Below are 15,217 nucleotides of genomic sequence, written 5' to 3' on the forward strand. Positions count from 1 at the left end.
AGACCCTCAGTTTGGTTTTTCAAATGGTTTGTCGAAGCTGATTTTCGGGTCCTTCCACGGCCCTTCCACTTTGTATTGCACGCTGGCAAAACGCGAAACCCGGTCGCCGATCAGCTTGTCGATCAGGAACAATGCACCGCCAATGGCCGGTGCGCCGACGATCAGCGCCGCGATCGGCAAGTTGTTGGTCACCGGCAACGTCACCAACAGCTTGGCATCCACGCGGTCAGCCACAAGGTCCAGGGTGCCGTTGAGCTCCAGGTTGCTCGACGGGCCGGTCAATGTGATCGGTTCGCGGGTCACGAACACACCATTGCTCGCGGCCAACAACCCTTTGACCCGGTCATAGCTCAAGCCTTTGCCAAGCAGGTCCGAAAAGTCCAGGCGCAGTCTGCGCCCGATGGAGTTGAAGTTGAGCAGGCCGAAAACCCGCAGCGCCTGCGCACCGCCTTCCACTTCAACGAACTGGCCCTTGCGAAAGGTTGCATCCAGGCTGCCGGAGAAGCGTTTTGGCCCGACCCAGGCCGGCGAACCCGGCCAACGCCCATCCACATCCAGATGGAAGTCCTCGCTGGTTACCGTTGGCGCATAGCCCCAACCCTTGAGCACGTCGCCGATGTTCTTGCCGTCCAGGCGCCCCTTGTACCAACTGCCGCTGTCGCCCTGTGCGCCTTCCCATCCTCCGGCCCCCTTGAGCAGCATGCCCTTGAGGCCCAGGTCCAGATCGTTGAAGGCCAGGCCCTTGGCGGTAGGTCGAATCTTCAGCGACCAGGCGCCCACCAGGTCCGGGCCCTGGAACAGCTGGTCAATAGCGATATCCAGCGCTGGAATATCCTTGGGGTCGATGCTCGCCAGTGGGTCCGGCGCATTTTCATCCGCCTGTACGGAAGGGTCCACTGCCGGCAGTTTTACGTATTGCAGGTTGATCGCAATCGGTGCGCCCTTGGCATCCGGCAGGTTCACGCGCCCCTTGGCCTGCTGACTGTCGAACTGCAGGCCCCACGCCGCGGCTTTGCGATCGAGTTGCAAATTGACCTGATCGAACTGGGTGCCTAAACCCGTGAGCTTGCCAATCTTGAAATCGGCACTGCTCAACAGTTGCTTGGCGCTGCCGCCCGGATCGTTGCCGGCGTATTGGTTGACCAGCTTTCTCCACGGATCGATGTCCAGCTCCGACAGCACGCCCCGAATGCGCAAACCCTTGGCGCCCGGCAGTACTGCGTCGCCATCGCCGAGGAACAACTCGCCACGGCCCTCATTGAATTTGTCCGGCGGCGCGGCGAAGGTGAAGTTCGCCAGCTCACCATAATCGAACCAATACCGGCGCTCGGCGCCTTGCAAGGTCATGCGAAAGACGCTGTCACGCCCCTGGCTGGCGGGCATGCCGAACGGCGCCGGCAGGTCCAGCGCAACGCCCTTGAGGTTGGAACTGATCATCAACTGGCTGTCGGCACCGTCCAGGTTCAGTTGTAACTGGTACGGAATGTCGCCGGACACCGGCAGCGGCTGAGTTATTTTTAGCCAGTCCATCAGTCGCTTGACCGTGACCTGCCCTTTGGCTGCGACACGGGTACTGATATTGCCCGGCTTGCCATCGGCAAAAATCTGCGCGGTGATAGGCCGGTCAAACGCCTGGGCGGTAATTTTTTCGCCACTCAGGCCCTTGGTGCTGTCAAAACGGAAATCGCCCTTGAGCTGCGTCAGGTCCAGGGTGGGTTCCGCCAATTGCAGCCGTGCCTTATCGGTCTGGAAGTCCACCACGATCTTGGGCTCAGTGCCTTTGGCCAACGGAATATCCAGGTCCAGCTTGCCTTGCAGGTCGCCCTCGCCCTTCCAACCGGCAAAGGTCGAAGCGGTGCCGATCGGCGCCTCTTGAAGAATTTTCAGGCCATCACCCAGGCCGCCGGCAAACGCCCCGGTCAGCAGTAAATGGCTGTCCTTGCCGGGCAGAGCGTGGGGAATATTGACGTAGATGTCCTTGACCTGGGTGTCGAGCAACTGGCCTTTGTCGGCCAGAATGCGGACGCCGCTCTCCTCGACAAACACCTCGCCATCAACCTTGCTCACATGGGGCCAGCCCGGCTGGAACGCCAACTCGGCGTCATGCACCTTGAAGAACAGGCTGATATTGCGCGAGGCCGGCAGCGCACCATGGCTCAGCGAGCCCTGATACTGGAAGAACCCCTGGTCTACCGCGCCCTTGAGAATCGCGGTGCGCAGCCACTCATCCAATGCGGGGCTCAGCACTGCGGGGAGGTATTTGGGGGTGAAGCGCCCATCGCCATCGACCAGGCCGACCCGCAGGTCCATATAGTCTTCCTGGTTATGGTCGAAATTGAGGCGAATAAGGAAGTCGGCGGCAATCTTGCCCTCTTCACCCAGCACCTTGATATAAGGGGCGATCAGGGTGAAGCCTTGCTTATCGAGCTTCCAGGTCAGCCGCGCATTGGCCTGCAGGTATTGCCAGGGCTTGGCGAAGATCGGGTCGAGGTGCAGGGAGAAATCCTTGCTGTCCATGCGCAGTTCGCCATGGCCCAGGTCGCCGCTGATGCTACCGGATACATTGCGTGCGGCCGGCGCGCCAAAGTAGGCATCAAAGCCCACCCGTTCCAGGTTGGCGGCAAAACTGACTTTTTGATCGGTAGTGTCCTGGGGACGAAAATCCACCAGCACATTACGCAGCAGGCCAGTGGCCTTGAGATGTTCGACGGTTTTGGCGAAGCCTTCCGGCAATGGCGCCAGAGCGTTGAGCAGCGGCGTGATCGGTGTCAGGTCGAGGCGGTCAGCCTGCAGTTTCCAGACCTCCTGGCCCTTGTCGGTCGCCAGGCTCTGCTGCAATTGCAGGCGCGATTCCCAACGGGTATCGCCCAGGTTCATCGCCAACGAATCAAACAGCACCTTCATGCCGCTATCACTGCGTTGCAGGTAGGCGGTAAGGGCGAGGTTTTCGATGTGCACCGGCTTGCGCTCGGCGTAACTGCCCTTGACCTGCGGCGAGTTGAGGCGCAGCACCGCGCTTTGCACGGCGCCTTTGCCCCAGTTCAGCCAGAACTCCCCGCCGGCCTTGAACTGCGTGAGCTTCCACTGCTGGGTCAGCTTGCTCGGAATCCACTTGGCCCAGTCGCTCTGCGGCAGGCTGAGGTAGGCCTGGACTTCGGCGTCTTTCCATTGACTGGCACGTATGCGGCTGCGCAGGCTGACAGCCAGGGGCTGGCCGTCGGGCAGGGTCAGGCGCGCGTCGAGACGTTGGCGGGTGATACCGGTATGCAGGCTAAAGCCCACATAGGTAAGGGTGAGGGGCGATTGGTCGAGCGGTTGCAAGGTGACCTGGCTGTCGAGCAGCGACACGCGCTTGACCCTCTGCAGGCGCGTGAGCAGTTGCTGCGGGTCCAGCGGTTGGTCGTCCGGCATCGGCAGGCCTTGCAGTGCCCAATGGCCGTCCCTGTCTTCCTTGGCACTCAGTTGCAGGCCACTGACTTGCAAGTGAGCCAGGCGCACTTCACGCGCCATCAGGCTGGCCCAGATATCCGGCACCACTTCCACCTGATCCAGGCGCAAGGCATTGCTGCCTTCGCCCACCATCACATCGCGGGCCAGCAGCACCGGTGCGAAACCGCTCCAGCGCCCTTCAAGCATGCCGATGTGCATCGGCATACCGACCGCGGCCTGGGCCTTGGCCTCGACCTGCGCTCGGTATTCGGCAACAAGCGGTGTCAACTCACGCCCCAGGCTCACGTACACCGCCGCCAAAACCAGCAGCAAGGCGCACAGGCCCAAGCCCCAACGGGTCAAAGCGGCAAAAAAGCGTGTCAGACGCTCCATGTCAGGCGACCCTCAAGGCAGTAGGCAGGCGGCAGACAAGGTCTGCCGGGATCAAAAAAGGCAAGCGAATGGGGATCAGAGCAGCACCACGTCGTATTGTTCCTGGGAATACATGGTTTCTACCTGGAAGCGAATCGTGCGCCCGATAAATCCCTCCAACTCGGCAACGTTACCGGACTCTTCATCCAGCAGGCGGTCGACCACTTTCTGGTTGGCAAGCACTCTATAACCTTCGGCCTGGTAGGCCCGCGCCTCTCGTAAGATTTCCCGGAAAATCTCGTAGCAAACCGTTTCCGGAGTTTTCAACTTACCGCGCCCCTGGCAACTGCTGCACGGCTCGCACAGCACCTGCTCCAGGCTTTCGCGGGTACGTTTGCGGGTCATTTGCACCAGTCCCAGCTCGGTAATACCGATGATGTTGGTCTTGGCGTGATCGCGTTCCAGTTGTTTCTCGAGCGTGCGCAGCACCTGGCGCTGGTGCTCTTCGTCTTCCATGTCGATGAAGTCGATGATGATGATGCCGCCCAGGTTGCGCAGGCGCAGTTGGCGCGCAATCGCGGTGGCCGCTTCGAGGTTGGTCTTGAAGATGGTCTCTTCGAGGTTGCGATGGCCGACAAAAGCGCCGGTGTTGACGTCGATGGTGGTCATGGCTTCCGCCGGGTCCACCACCAGATAGCCACCGGACTTGAGCGGCACCTTGCGCTCCAGGGCCTTCTGGATTTCATCTTCGACGCCGTACAGGTCGAAGATCGGCCGCTCACCAGGATAGTGTTCCAGGCGGTCGGCAATTTCCGGCATCAGCTCGGCAACAAATTGCGTGGTGCGCTGGAAGGTTTCCCGCGAGTCGATGCGAATTTTCTCAATCTTGGGGCTGACCAGGTCGCGCAGCGTGCGCAAGGCCAGGCCCAGGTCTTCATAAATGACACTTGGCGCGCCGATGGTCTTGATCTGGGCGCCGATCTGATCCCACAGCCGTCGCAGGTAACGGATGTCCATCAGAATCTCATCGGCCCCGGCGCCTTCCGCGGCGGTACGCAGGATAAAACCGCCGGCCTCCTTGATGCCTTCGGCGGCCACGCAGTCGCTGACCACCTTCTTCAGGCGTTCGCGCTCGCCTTCATCCTCGATCTTGAGGGAGATACCGACGTGGGCGGTACGCGGCATGTACACCAGATAACGCGAAGGAATCGACAGTTGCGTGGTCAGGCGCGCGCCCTTGGAACCGATGGGGTCCTTGGTGACTTGCACCACCAGGCTCTGCCCTTCATGCACCAGGGCGCTGATACTTTCGACCGCCGGGCCTTCACGCAGGGAGATTTCCGAAGCATGGATAAACGCGGCACGGTCCAGGCCGATGTCGACGAATGCCGCCTGCATCCCCGGCAGCACGCGCACTACCTTGCCTTTGTAGATATTGCCAACGATCCCGCGCTTCTGGGTGCGCTCGACGTGTACTTCCTGCAAAACACCGTTCTCTACCACCGCCACGCGCGATTCCATCGGCGTGATATTGATCAGAATCTCTTCACTCATGGCTGGGTCTCGTTCAGGCGTTTTCACAATAGTGGCCGGTCGCTTAAGGCTGGGCGCTGGAGTAACGCGTTCAGCGCGCGGTAAGGTGTTGCCAACAGGGTATGCCGAATCGGCCAAGCAGTTGCGCGGTTTCGCACACCGGCAGGCCTACCACGGCGGAATAACTGCCGTTGAGCCCGGCGACAAACACCGAGCCAAGCCCTTGAATAGCATAGCCGCCCGCCTTGTCTTGCGGTTCGCCGCTGTGCCAGTAGGTTGTAGCCTCCTCGACAGAAACCTCGCGAAAAAGTACACGACTCCTGACACATCGGGTTTCGCAGCGCAGCCCATCGGTGAGGGCAATGGCCGTGAGCACCTCATGCTCACGGCCCGCCAAGGCCATCAACATCGCCAAGGCGTCGGCTTGGTCTACCGGCTTGCCGAGGATCTTGCCGTCGACAATCACCGCCGTGTCGGCACCCAACACGCAGGCATCCGACGTTTGCTCAAGCGCAGCAAAACCCGCCGCCGCCTTGCCGCGCGCAAGACGCTCGACATAGGCAACAGCGGATTCATTGGGGATGGGAGTTTCGTCAATAGCGGCGCTGACCACCTTGAAGGGCACACCGATCTGGGTCAGCAGTTCACGTCGCCTCGGGGAGCCGGAGGCCAGATAAAGCGAATTCATGCAGACTCTCCCTGTAGGGTTCGATAACCAGGCAGAGCCTCGCAATCCATTCAATTGATTTTATAGCGACGACGCAGCCCACGCAGACCGAAACTGATCCATGGCCACAGCAGCGCGCTGACCAGCGCCGGCAGCACCAGCGCCAGGGTTGGCTGGCGGTTGCCGGTCAAGGCGCTGAGCCATAACTGAACAAGCTGCGCCAGGCCGAAAATCACCAGGATCACTAGGCATTGCTGCCACATCGGGAACATACGCAAACGCTGCTGCAGCGACAGTACCAGGAAGGTGATCAAGGTCAGGATCAACGCGTTCTGGCCCAGCAAGGTGCCATACAGCACATCTTCCGCCAAGCCCAGGAACATGGCCGTGACCATGCCCACTTTATGTGGCAGGTTCAGCGACCAGAACGCCAGCAACAAGGCCAGCCACAGCGGGCGCAGGATTTCCATGAATTGCGGCAGCGGCGAAACGCTGAGCAGCAGGCCGACCGCGAATGTCAGCCACACGATCCAACCATTGCGCGAATGAGTACCGGCCATTATTCCTCCCTCTGCCGCGTGGTCGCCGGGGCTGCAGTCGCAGGCTTGACGGCAGGCGTGGTGGTAGCAGGCGTGGTGGCCGGCGGTTTGGCGGCCGCCGGTTTTACCGGGTGGGTGTTATGCGCTGCAGGCTTGACCGGCGTGGCCACTGGCGCCGCTGCGGCCGGAGTGGCCACCGGTGCAGTTGGGGCCGCCGGCGCAGGCTTGGGCACGGTTGCAGGAATGATCGGCGCCGTGCCGTTCTTCTTGTCCTCCGCTTCCTGGGCCTGGGCGGCGTCATTGGCGCGCTCTTCCGGGGTGCGGTTATCACTGAACACCAGCAGCAGGTAGCGGCTGCGGTTCAGGGCTGCGGTGGGAACGGCGCGCACGATGGCAAATGGCTGGCCGGAATCATGGATCACTTCCTTGACCGTCGCCACCGGGTAGCCGGCCGGGAAACGCTGGCCCAAGCCGGAACTGACCAATAGGTCGCCTTCCTTGATGTCGGCGGTGTCGGCCACGTGACGGAGTTCAAGGCGCTCGGGGTTACCGGTGCCGCTGGCGATGGCGCGCAAGCCGTTACGGTTGACTTGCACGGGAATGCTGTGGGTTGTATCCGTCAGCAGCAATACCCGCGAGGTGTAGGGCATCAGCTCCACCACTTGGCCCATCAGGCCACGCGCATCGAGCACCGGCTGGCCCAGGACCACACCATCGCGCTCACCCTTGTTGATGATGATGCGATGCGTGAAGGGGTTGGGGTCCATGCCGATCAACTCGGCCACTTCGACTTTCTCGTTGACCAGCGCGGAAGAATTGAGCAACTCGCGCAGCCGTACGTTCTGCTCGGTGAGGGCCGCGAGCTTTTGCATGCGCCCCTGCAACAGCAGGTTTTCGGTCTTGAGTTTTTCGTTTTCGGCGACGAGCTCGGTGCGGCTGCCGAACTGGCTCGCCACGCCCTGGAACAGACGTTGCGGCAGGTCGGTGATCCAGTAGGTCTGCATCAACACCAGCGACATCTGGCTACGCACGGGCTTGAGCAGTGCAAAACGAGCATCGACCACCATCAGCGCGACCGAAAGCACGACCAGCACCAATAAGCGCACGCCCAATGAGGGGCCTTTGGCGAAAAGCGGTTTAATAAGCCGCTCCTCCCAGGCAAATGTTCTCTTTATTCATACGGCATCTAACCGGCCTGGATGCAGATTGAAGAAGATAAACGCCAACAGGCAGCACTGCAAAGTGCTGCCTGAGGGCAAAACATGGCGCAACCAACGATCTTATTCGCTGGAAAGCAGGTCCATGGTGTGTTTATCCATCATTTCCAGTGCACGACCACCGCCACGGGCAACGCAGGTCAGCGGGTCTTCGGCGACGATAACCGGCAGACCGGTTTCCTGGGCCAGCAACTTGTCGAGGTCGCGCAGCAAGGCGCCACCACCGGTCAGTACCAGCCCGCGCTCGGCGATATCCGAAGCCAGTTCCGGCGGCGATTGCTCCAGGGCACTCTTCACAGCCTGAACGATGGTGGCCAGGGACTCTTGCAGAGCTTCCAGCACTTCATTGGAGTTCAGGGTGAAGGCACGTGGAACGCCCTCGGCCAGGTTGCGACCGCGAACATCGACTTCGCGAACTTCGCCGCCCGGGTAAGCGGTACCGATTTCCTGCTTGATGCGTTCGGCGGTGGATTCGCCGATCAGGCTGCCGTAGTTACGACGCACATAAGTGATGATCGCTTCGTCGAAGCGGTCGCCGCCCACACGCACGGATTCGGCATACACCACACCGTTCAGGGAAATCAGGGCGATTTCAGTGGTACCACCACCGATATCCACCACCATCGAACCGCGCGCTTCTTCAACCGGCAGGCCGGCACCGATCGCAGCGGCCATGGGCTCTTCGATCAGGAACACTTCACGGGCACCGGCACCGAGGGCCGACTCACGGATAGCACGACGCTCTACCTGGGTGGACTTGCACGGAACGCAGATCAGCACACGAGGGCTGGGCTGCAGGAAACTGTTTTCGTGAACCTTGTTGATGAAGTACTGCAGCATCTTCTCGCAGACACTGAAGTCGGCGATCACGCCGTCTTTCATCGGACGAATGGCGGCAATATTGCCAGGTGTGCGGCCGAGCATGCGCTTGGCCTCGGTGCCGACGGCAACGACACTTTTCTGATTACCATGGGTCCGAATGGCCACAACCGATGGCTCATTCAGAACGATACCGCGCTCGCGCACGTAAATAAGGGTGTTGGCAGTGCCCAGGTCAATGGAAAGATCGCTGGAAAACATGCCACGCAGTTTCTTGAACATGGGAAAGGGACCCTAGGCAACGCGTGGGTAAAAAAGTGCGGCAAACTCTAACAACGACAGGGATTTTGGGCAAGGCGCCAATGTGCTAAATTGGCCGACTTTCTGTGCACCAACCCCCACAATCGCGGCCGTAAGACCGTAGAAATGCGGTAGTGTTCCGACAATCTAACACACGGACAGCCTCCGTTCTGTTTTCCACTGGAGATTCCCATGGCGCTTGAACGCTCCGACGTGGAAAAAATCGCTCATCTGGCCTCGCTTGGCCTCAATGATGCCGATCTTCCACAGACCACCGCAGCCCTGAACAGCATTCTCGGGCTGGTTGATCAAATGCAGGCCGTCAATACCGACGGCATCGAGCCCCTGGCTCACCCGCTCGAAGCCAGCCAGCGCCTGCGCGCAGACCTCGTGACCGAGCGCAATCATCGCGAGGCCTATCAGTCCATCGCGCCAGCGGTCGAAAACGGCCTGTACCTGGTTCCGAAAGTCATCGACTAAAGGGAAAGAGCCTTTCATGCATCACATGACTCTGGCCGAGATCGCCCGCGGTCTCGCCGATAAAAAGTTTTCTTCCGAAGAGCTGACCAAGACCCTGCTGGCGCGTATCGCCGAGCACGACCCCAAGGTCAACAGCTTCATCAGCCTCACCGAAGAGCTGGCCTTGAGCCAGGCCAAGGCCGCCGACGTACGTCGCGCCAACGGTGAAAACGGCGCATTGCTGGGTGCACCGATCGCCCACAAAGACCTGTTCTGCACCCAGGGCGTGCGTACCAGCTGCGGCTCGAAGATGCTCGACAACTTCAAGGCGCCCTACGACGCCACCGTGGTCGCCAAGCTGGCCGCCGCCGGGGCCGTGACCCTGGGCAAGACCAACATGGACGAATTCGCCATGGGGTCGGCCAACGAGTCGAGCTACTACGGCGCAGTGAAAAACCCGTGGAACCTGGAACACGTGCCCGGCGGCTCGTCCGGTGGTTCGGCCGCGGCCGTTGCCGCCCGCTTCCTGCCGGCGGCCACGGCCACCGACACCGGCGGCTCCATCCGCCAGCCCGCTGCGTTCACCAACCTTACCGGTCTGAAGCCGACCTACGGTCGCGTTTCCCGCTGGGGCATGATCGCCTACGCGTCCAGCCTCGATCAGGGCGGCCCATTGGCCCGCACGGCCGAAGACTGCGCCATCTTGTTGCAAGGCATGGCAGGTTTCGACACGCAGGACTCCACCAGCATCGATGAGCCGGTGCCGGACTACAGCGCCAACCTCAACACCTCGATCAAGGGCCTGCGCATCGGCGTGCCGAAGGAATACTTCAGCGCCGGTCTCGACCCGCGTATCGCCGAGTTGGTGCAAAACAGTATCAAAGAGCTGGAAAAGCTCGGCGCCGTGATCAAGCACATCAGCTTGCCGAACAACCAGCATGCGATTCCTGCCTATTACGTGATCGCACCGGCGGAAGCCTCCTCCAACCTGTCGCGTTTCGACGGCGTGCGTTTCGGCTATCGCTGCGAAAACCCGAAAGACCTCACCGACCTGTACAAGCGCTCCCGTGGCGAAGGCTTCGGTGCTGAAGTGCAGCGCCGGATCATGGTCGGAGCCTACGCTCTGTCGGCCGGTTACTACGATGCCTACTACCTCAAGGCGCAGAAAATCCGGCGCCTGATCAAGAACGACTTCATGGCAGCCTTTGAAGAAGTCGACGTGATCCTCGGCCCGACCACGCCGAACCCGGCCTGGAAGATCGGCGCCAAGACCGGCGACCCGATCGCCGAGTACCTGGAAGACCTCTACACCATCACCGCCAACCTCGCGGGCTTGCCGGGCTTGTCGATGCCTGCAGGTTTCGTCGACGGCCTGCCGGTCGGCGTGCAATTGCTCGCCCCGTATTTCCAGGAAGGCCGCCTGCTCAATGTGGCGCACCAGTACCAGTTGAACACTGACTGGCACACTCGCACCCCTACCGGCTTCTGAGGAGAACACTATGCAATGGGAAGTTGTGATCGGGCTGGAGATTCATACCCAGCTCGCCACCCAATCGAAGATTTTCTCCGGTAGCGCCACCACGTTCGGCGCCGAGCCCAACACCCAGGCCAGCCTGGTCGACCTGGGCATGCCCGGCGTACTGCCGGTGCTGAACCAGGAAGCGGTGCGCATGGCGGTGATGTTCGGCCTGGCGATTGACGCCGAGATCGGCCAGCACAACGTGTTCGCGCGCAAGAACTACTTCTACCCGGACCTGCCCAAGGGCTACCAGATCAGCCAGATGGAACTGCCGATCGTCGGCAAGGGCCACCTGGACATTCCCCTGGAAGACGGCACCATCAAGCGCGTCGGTGTGACCCGCGCGCACCTTGAAGAAGACGCCGGCAAAAGCCTGCACGAAGAGTTCCCGGGCGCCACCGGTATCGACCTCAACCGTGCGGGCACGCCGCTGCTGGAAATCGTGTCCGAGCCGGACATGCGCAGCGCCAAGGAAGCGGTGGCCTACGTCAAGACCATCCACGCGCTGGTGCGCTACCTGGGCATCTGCGACGGCAACATGGCCGAAGGCTCGCTGCGTTGTGACTGCAACGTGTCGGTGCGGCCAAAAGGCCAGGCCGAATACGGTACCCGTTGCGAGATCAAGAACGTCAACTCGTTCCGTTTCATCGAGAAGGCGATCAACACCGAAGTGCGTCGCCAGATCGAACTGATCGAGGACGGCGGCAAGGTGATCCAGCAAACGCGCCTGTACGACCCGAACAAAGACGAAACCCGCGCCATGCGCAGCAAAGAGGAAGCCAACGACTACCGTTACTTCCCCGACCCGGACCTGTTGCCGGTGGTGCTGGAAGACTCGTTCCTCAATGACGTGCGCGCCACCCTGCCGGAACTGCCGCAGCAGAAACGCGAGCGCTTCAAGGAGCAATTCGGCCTGTCGGTCTACGATGCCAGCGTTTTGGCCTCCAGCCGTGAACAAGCGAACTACTTCGAAAAAGTTGTGAGCATTGCCGGTGACGCCAAGCTGGCGGCCAACTGGGTCATGGTTGAGCTGGGCAGCCTGCTGAACAAGCAAGGTCTGGAAATCGACGAAGCCCCGGTGACCGCCGAACAATTGGGCGGCATGCTGCTGCGCATCAAGGACAACACCATCTCCGGCAAAATCGCCAAGACCGTGTTCGAAGCGATGGCGGCCGGCGAAGGCAGCGCCGACGAGATCATCGAAAAACGCGGGCTCAAGCAAGTCACCGACAGCGGCGCCATTTCGGCCGTACTCGATGAAATGCTGGCGGCCAACGCCGAGCAGGTCGAACAATATCGCGCGGCGGACGAAGCCAAGCGCGGCAAGATGTTCGGCTTTTTCGTCGGCCAGGCCATGAAAGCCTCCAAAGGCAAGGCCAACCCGCAGCAGGTGAACGAACTGCTGAAAAGCAAGCTCGAAGGCTGATTGCGATGCAGGATCCGGGCAAGACTTCATGCTTGACTCGGACCTCCTGTGGGAGGGGGCTTGCTCCCTCCCACATTTGATATGGGGATACCTTGAATGAAGCGTTTACTTGGCCTTTTAGCCTTGTTCTCTCTGCTGACCGGTTGCGCCAGCGGCCTCATCGACCCCAACGGCTACGACGAAACCGGCACCGCCTCGTATTACGGCGCCCGGCACCATGGTAAAAAAACCGCCAGCGGTGAACCCTTCAACCAGAACGCCCTGACCGCCGCCCACCGGCGACTGCCCTTCGGCACGCGGGTCAAGGTCACCAATCTCGACAACGACAAATCCGTCGTGGTCCGCATCAATGATCGCGGCCCGCATACCCGTGGACGCCTGATCGATCTTTCGCGCGAAGCCGCCGAGCAACTGGGCATGCTGCGCAGCGGCACCGCGCGGGTTCGCGTGCAAGCCATGAGCAACTGACCGAGGGAGCCTGGCCATTTTCGGATTAACCGCCCTTTCGCCCTGGAGCCTGCTCGAACTGGCCAGCGGCCTGCTGCTGCTGATCGCCGGCGCCGAAATCCTGGTGCGCGCCGCCGTGCGCCTGGCGGCCAGCCTCAAGGTGCGCCCGCTGATCATCGGCCTGACCATCGTCGCCTTCGGCAGCAGCGCGCCGCAGATGACCGTCAGCCTGCAGGCCACCCTGGCCGGCAACACCGATATCGCCGTGGGCAGCGTAATCGGCAGCAGTATCTTCAACATCCTGGTGACCCTCGGCCTGTCGGCGCTGATCATTCCGTTACGTGTCTCGCGGCAACTGGTGCGCCTGGATATCCCGGTGATGATCCTCGCCGGCCTGCTGGTGTTCACCCTGGCGGCCAATGAAGAGCTGACGCCGGTCGATGGGCTTTGCCTGCTGACCGCCTTGCTGGCCTACCTCGGCGTGCTGCACTACCAGACCCGTCACTCACGCCGCCCACGCAGCCTGGATACGGTGGCCCGAGCGCCCTGGCTGAGCAGCGTGCTGCTGATGCTCGGCGGGTTGTTGGTGCTGGTGCTGGCCGGGCACCTGCTGCTGGGCGCGGCCGTGGATGTAGCGAGCGACCTGGGCTTGTCGGAACGCATTATCGGCCTGACGCTGATCGGCGTCGGCACTTCGCTGCCATGCCTGGCCACCTCGCTGATTGCCGCGTTGCGCGGCCAACGGGAAATTGCCGTAGGCAACGTGATCGGCAGCAACCTGTTCAACCTGCTGGGAGTACTGGGGCTGACCGCGCTCTTGGCGCCGTCGCCGTTGTCGGTATCGCCCAACGCCCTGGACTTCGACCTGCCGGTGATGCTCGGCGTCGTGGTGTTGTGCTTGCCGGTGTTCTACACCGGCTACCGTGTGACTCGCGCCGAAGGTCTCGTGCTGCTGGGGTTATACCTGGCGTATGGGTTGCACGTGATGTCATTCACCACCGGCATGCCCCTGGCCGGCAAGCTGGAACAATTGATGCTGCATTACGTCCTGCCGGCGCTGCTGGTGTTCCTGGTGTTCACCTCGCTGCGCGCCTGGCGCCGCCAACATAAGAGGGAATCGCAATGACCGATCAGAAAAAGCCCGGGGTTGAAATGCGTCGCCAGGTCATGGGCGATGCGTTCGTCGACCGCGCCCTGGGCAATGCCACCGAGTTCACCCAGCCGTTGCAGGATTTCGTCAACGAACATGCCTGGGGCAGCGTGTGGAACCGCGAAGGTTTGCCGCTGAAGACCCGCAGCCTGATCACCCTCGCCGCCCTCACCGCGCTCAAGTGCCCCCAGGAACTCAAGGGCCACGTGCGTGGTGCGCTGAACAACGGCTGCACCGTGGAGGAAATTCGCGAAGCGCTGCTGCATTGCGCGGTGTATGCGGGTGTGCCGGCGGCGATTGATGCGTTTCGTGCCGCTCAGGAAGTGATCGATACCTACCAGAAAGAAGGCTAGATCCAGCCACCCGCCTGCAGCACAAAAATACCGATATTCGTGGTCACCGCCGCCATCAGGGTGGTGATCACAATAATCGCCGCCGCCAGCTCGTGATTGCCCTCGGCCGCCCTGGCCATCACGAAGCTAGCGGCGGCCGTCGGCGCGCCGAAATACAGGAACAGAATCCCCAGTTCAGGCCCGCGAAAGCCCAGCAGCCAGGCACCCAAAGTGGCGACCACCGGCAACCAGACCATCTTCATCAAGCTCGCGCTCAACGCCATGTTGCCGCTCTTGCGCAGCGCCGCCAGGGACAGGGTGCCGCCGATGCAGATCAATGCCAACGGCAAGGTGGTGTCGGCCAGGTACTGCATGGATTTTTCCAGCCAGCCGGGCAGGCCAATCTGAAAATACGCGAACGGCGCCGCCACGATAACGCTGATGATCAACGGGTTGGCCACCACACTTTTGAAGATGCTCCAGGGGTCGGACTTGATCACCGGGCTGTACACCGCCAGCACAATGGTCGAGAGGGTGTTGTAGAACAGGATCACCAGCGCTGCGAGGACGGCCCCGAGCGAGATCCCATAGTCACCGTACATGCTGGCCGCCAGTGCCAGGCCGATCACGCCGTTATTGCCGCGAAACGCGCCTTGGGTGTAGATCCCACGGTCCTCACGCTTGCAACGAAAGATCGCCCAACCCCAGGCCAGGGCAAAGCTCACCAGGGTGGCGACCGAAAAGTAAATCAGCAAACCCGGCTTGAGCGCCGAGTGCAGGTCGGCATGCAGGATGCCCAGGAACAGCAACGCCGGCATGGTGACGTTGAACACCAGGGACGAGGCCGTGTGGATAAAGTTGTCGTTAATCCAATTGATGCGCTTGAGCAGCACACCGAGAAACAGCATGGCAAACACCGGCGCGGTGATGGTCAGGGTGGTGAGGAAGATAGCCAGCATGCCGGGGGACCTTGGGTGGGCGTCGTTAGGTGGCTAATGATAAGCCATA

General features: G+C 61.3%; 13 protein-coding genes. 6 read left to right on the forward strand and 7 right to left on the reverse strand.

What is annotated here, in order from left to right; all coding sequences use genetic code 11:
• Positions 1-6: 6 nt before the first annotated feature.
• The 6 genes from AB4N98_RS08200 to mreB all read right to left on the reverse strand — a co-directional run bounded on the left by AB4N98_RS08200 (position 7) and on the right by mreB (position 8,858).
• Entirely contained in the window at positions 7-3,822 is a 3,816-nt protein-coding gene (locus AB4N98_RS08200) for a YhdP family protein (protein ID WP_135196378.1), read from the reverse strand.
• 75 nt (positions 3,823-3,897) lie between these two features.
• Positions 3,898-5,355 (reverse strand): ribonuclease G, encoded by a 1,458-nt coding sequence (gene rng / locus AB4N98_RS08205; protein ID WP_003171790.1) that lies wholly within the window; start codon positions 5,353-5,355, stop codon positions 3,898-3,900.
• A 70-nt stretch (positions 5,356-5,425) separates the two neighbouring features.
• The gene (locus tag AB4N98_RS08210) at positions 5,426-6,022 is read right to left on the reverse strand and encodes a Maf family protein (RefSeq protein ID WP_065877287.1); all 597 of its coding nucleotides are present in this window, start codon (positions 6,020-6,022) and stop codon (positions 5,426-5,428) included.
• A 50-nt stretch (positions 6,023-6,072) separates the two neighbouring features.
• Positions 6,073-6,561, reverse strand: a complete 489-nt coding sequence (mreD, locus tag AB4N98_RS08215) for a rod shape-determining protein MreD (RefSeq protein ID WP_017530097.1) — start codon at positions 6,559-6,561, stop codon at positions 6,073-6,075.
• The gene (gene mreC / locus AB4N98_RS08220) at positions 6,561-7,652 is read right to left on the reverse strand and encodes a rod shape-determining protein MreC (RefSeq protein WP_068936336.1); all 1,092 of its coding nucleotides are present in this window, start codon (positions 7,650-7,652) and stop codon (positions 6,561-6,563) included. The genes mreD and mreC overlap by 1 nt, the downstream gene beginning before the upstream one ends.
• Before the next feature lie 168 nt (positions 7,653-7,820).
• Positions 7,821-8,858 carry a rod shape-determining protein MreB gene (gene mreB, locus AB4N98_RS08225; protein WP_002555108.1) on the reverse strand — a complete coding sequence of 346 codons (1,038 nt, stop codon included), beginning with the start codon at positions 8,856-8,858 and terminating at the stop codon, positions 7,821-7,823.
• A gap of 210 nt (positions 8,859-9,068) precedes the next feature.
• Here mreB and gatC point away from each other — a divergent pair, with 210 nt between their 5' ends.
• The 6 genes from gatC to AB4N98_RS08255 all read left to right on the forward strand — a co-directional run bounded on the left by gatC (position 9,069) and on the right by AB4N98_RS08255 (position 14,230).
• Positions 9,069-9,356, forward strand: a complete 288-nt coding sequence (gene gatC, locus AB4N98_RS08230; protein ID WP_065877289.1) for an Asp-tRNA(Asn)/Glu-tRNA(Gln) amidotransferase subunit GatC — start codon at positions 9,069-9,071, stop codon at positions 9,354-9,356.
• Between the two features lie 16 nt (positions 9,357-9,372).
• A complete protein-coding gene (gene gatA, locus AB4N98_RS08235) occupies positions 9,373-10,824 on the forward strand; it encodes an Asp-tRNA(Asn)/Glu-tRNA(Gln) amidotransferase subunit GatA (RefSeq protein WP_460149363.1) in 1,452 nt (483 codons plus the stop codon).
• A gap of 10 nt (positions 10,825-10,834) precedes the next feature.
• Positions 10,835-12,280, forward strand: coding sequence for an Asp-tRNA(Asn)/Glu-tRNA(Gln) amidotransferase subunit GatB (gene gatB, locus AB4N98_RS08240; protein WP_017530101.1), 1,446 nt, complete (start codon positions 10,835-10,837; stop codon positions 12,278-12,280).
• Between the two features lie 96 nt (positions 12,281-12,376).
• Complete coding sequence (locus AB4N98_RS08245; RefSeq protein WP_017530102.1) at positions 12,377-12,748, forward strand: septal ring lytic transglycosylase RlpA family protein; 372 nt, start codon at positions 12,377-12,379, stop codon at positions 12,746-12,748.
• Positions 12,749-12,806: 58 nt separating this feature from the next.
• Positions 12,807-13,853 carry a calcium/sodium antiporter gene (locus tag AB4N98_RS08250; RefSeq protein WP_083221626.1) on the forward strand — a complete coding sequence of 349 codons (1,047 nt, stop codon included), beginning with the start codon at positions 12,807-12,809 and terminating at the stop codon, positions 13,851-13,853.
• Entirely contained in the window at positions 13,850-14,230 is a 381-nt protein-coding gene (locus tag AB4N98_RS08255) for a carboxymuconolactone decarboxylase family protein (RefSeq protein WP_065877292.1), read from the forward strand. Before AB4N98_RS08250 ends, AB4N98_RS08255 begins: the two co-directional genes overlap by 4 nt.
• Here AB4N98_RS08255 and AB4N98_RS08260 read toward each other — a convergent pair.
• Positions 14,227-15,168 (reverse strand): AEC family transporter, encoded by a 942-nt coding sequence (locus AB4N98_RS08260; protein ID WP_017530105.1) that lies wholly within the window; start codon positions 15,166-15,168, stop codon positions 14,227-14,229. The two genes, AB4N98_RS08255 and AB4N98_RS08260, sit on opposite strands and share 4 nt — an antisense overlap.
• Between the last annotated feature and the right edge of the window lie 49 nt (positions 15,169-15,217).

It is taken from the genome of Pseudomonas sp. S3_E10, assembly GCF_054667615.1.

Excerpts from the sequence above, each read along its gene's own strand:
- AB4N98_RS08200 (WP_135196378.1), bottom strand. The coding sequence starts at position 3,822 with ATGGAGCGTCTGACACGCTTTTTTGCCGCTTTGACCCGTTGGGGCTTG.
- rng (WP_003171790.1), bottom strand. The coding sequence starts at position 5,355 with ATGAGTGAAGAGATTCTGATCAATATCACGCCGATGGAATCGCGCGTG.
- AB4N98_RS08210 (WP_065877287.1), bottom strand. The coding sequence starts at position 6,022 with ATGAATTCGCTTTATCTGGCCTCCGGCTCCCCGAGGCGACGTGAACTG.
- mreD (WP_017530097.1), bottom strand. The coding sequence starts at position 6,561 with ATGGCCGGTACTCATTCGCGCAATGGTTGGATCGTGTGGCTGACATTC.
- mreB (WP_002555108.1), bottom strand. The coding sequence starts at position 8,858 with ATGTTCAAGAAACTGCGTGGCATGTTTTCCAGCGATCTTTCCATTGAC.
- gatC (WP_065877289.1), top strand. The coding sequence starts at position 9,069 with ATGGCGCTTGAACGCTCCGACGTGGAAAAAATCGCTCATCTGGCCTCG.
- gatA (WP_460149363.1), top strand. The coding sequence starts at position 9,373 with ATGCATCACATGACTCTGGCCGAGATCGCCCGCGGTCTCGCCGATAAA.
- gatB (WP_017530101.1), top strand. The coding sequence starts at position 10,835 with ATGCAATGGGAAGTTGTGATCGGGCTGGAGATTCATACCCAGCTCGCC.
- AB4N98_RS08245 (WP_017530102.1), top strand. The coding sequence starts at position 12,377 with ATGAAGCGTTTACTTGGCCTTTTAGCCTTGTTCTCTCTGCTGACCGGT.
- AB4N98_RS08255 (WP_065877292.1), top strand. The coding sequence starts at position 13,850 with ATGACCGATCAGAAAAAGCCCGGGGTTGAAATGCGTCGCCAGGTCATG.
- AB4N98_RS08260 (WP_017530105.1), bottom strand. The coding sequence starts at position 15,168 with ATGCTGGCTATCTTCCTCACCACCCTGACCATCACCGCGCCGGTGTTT.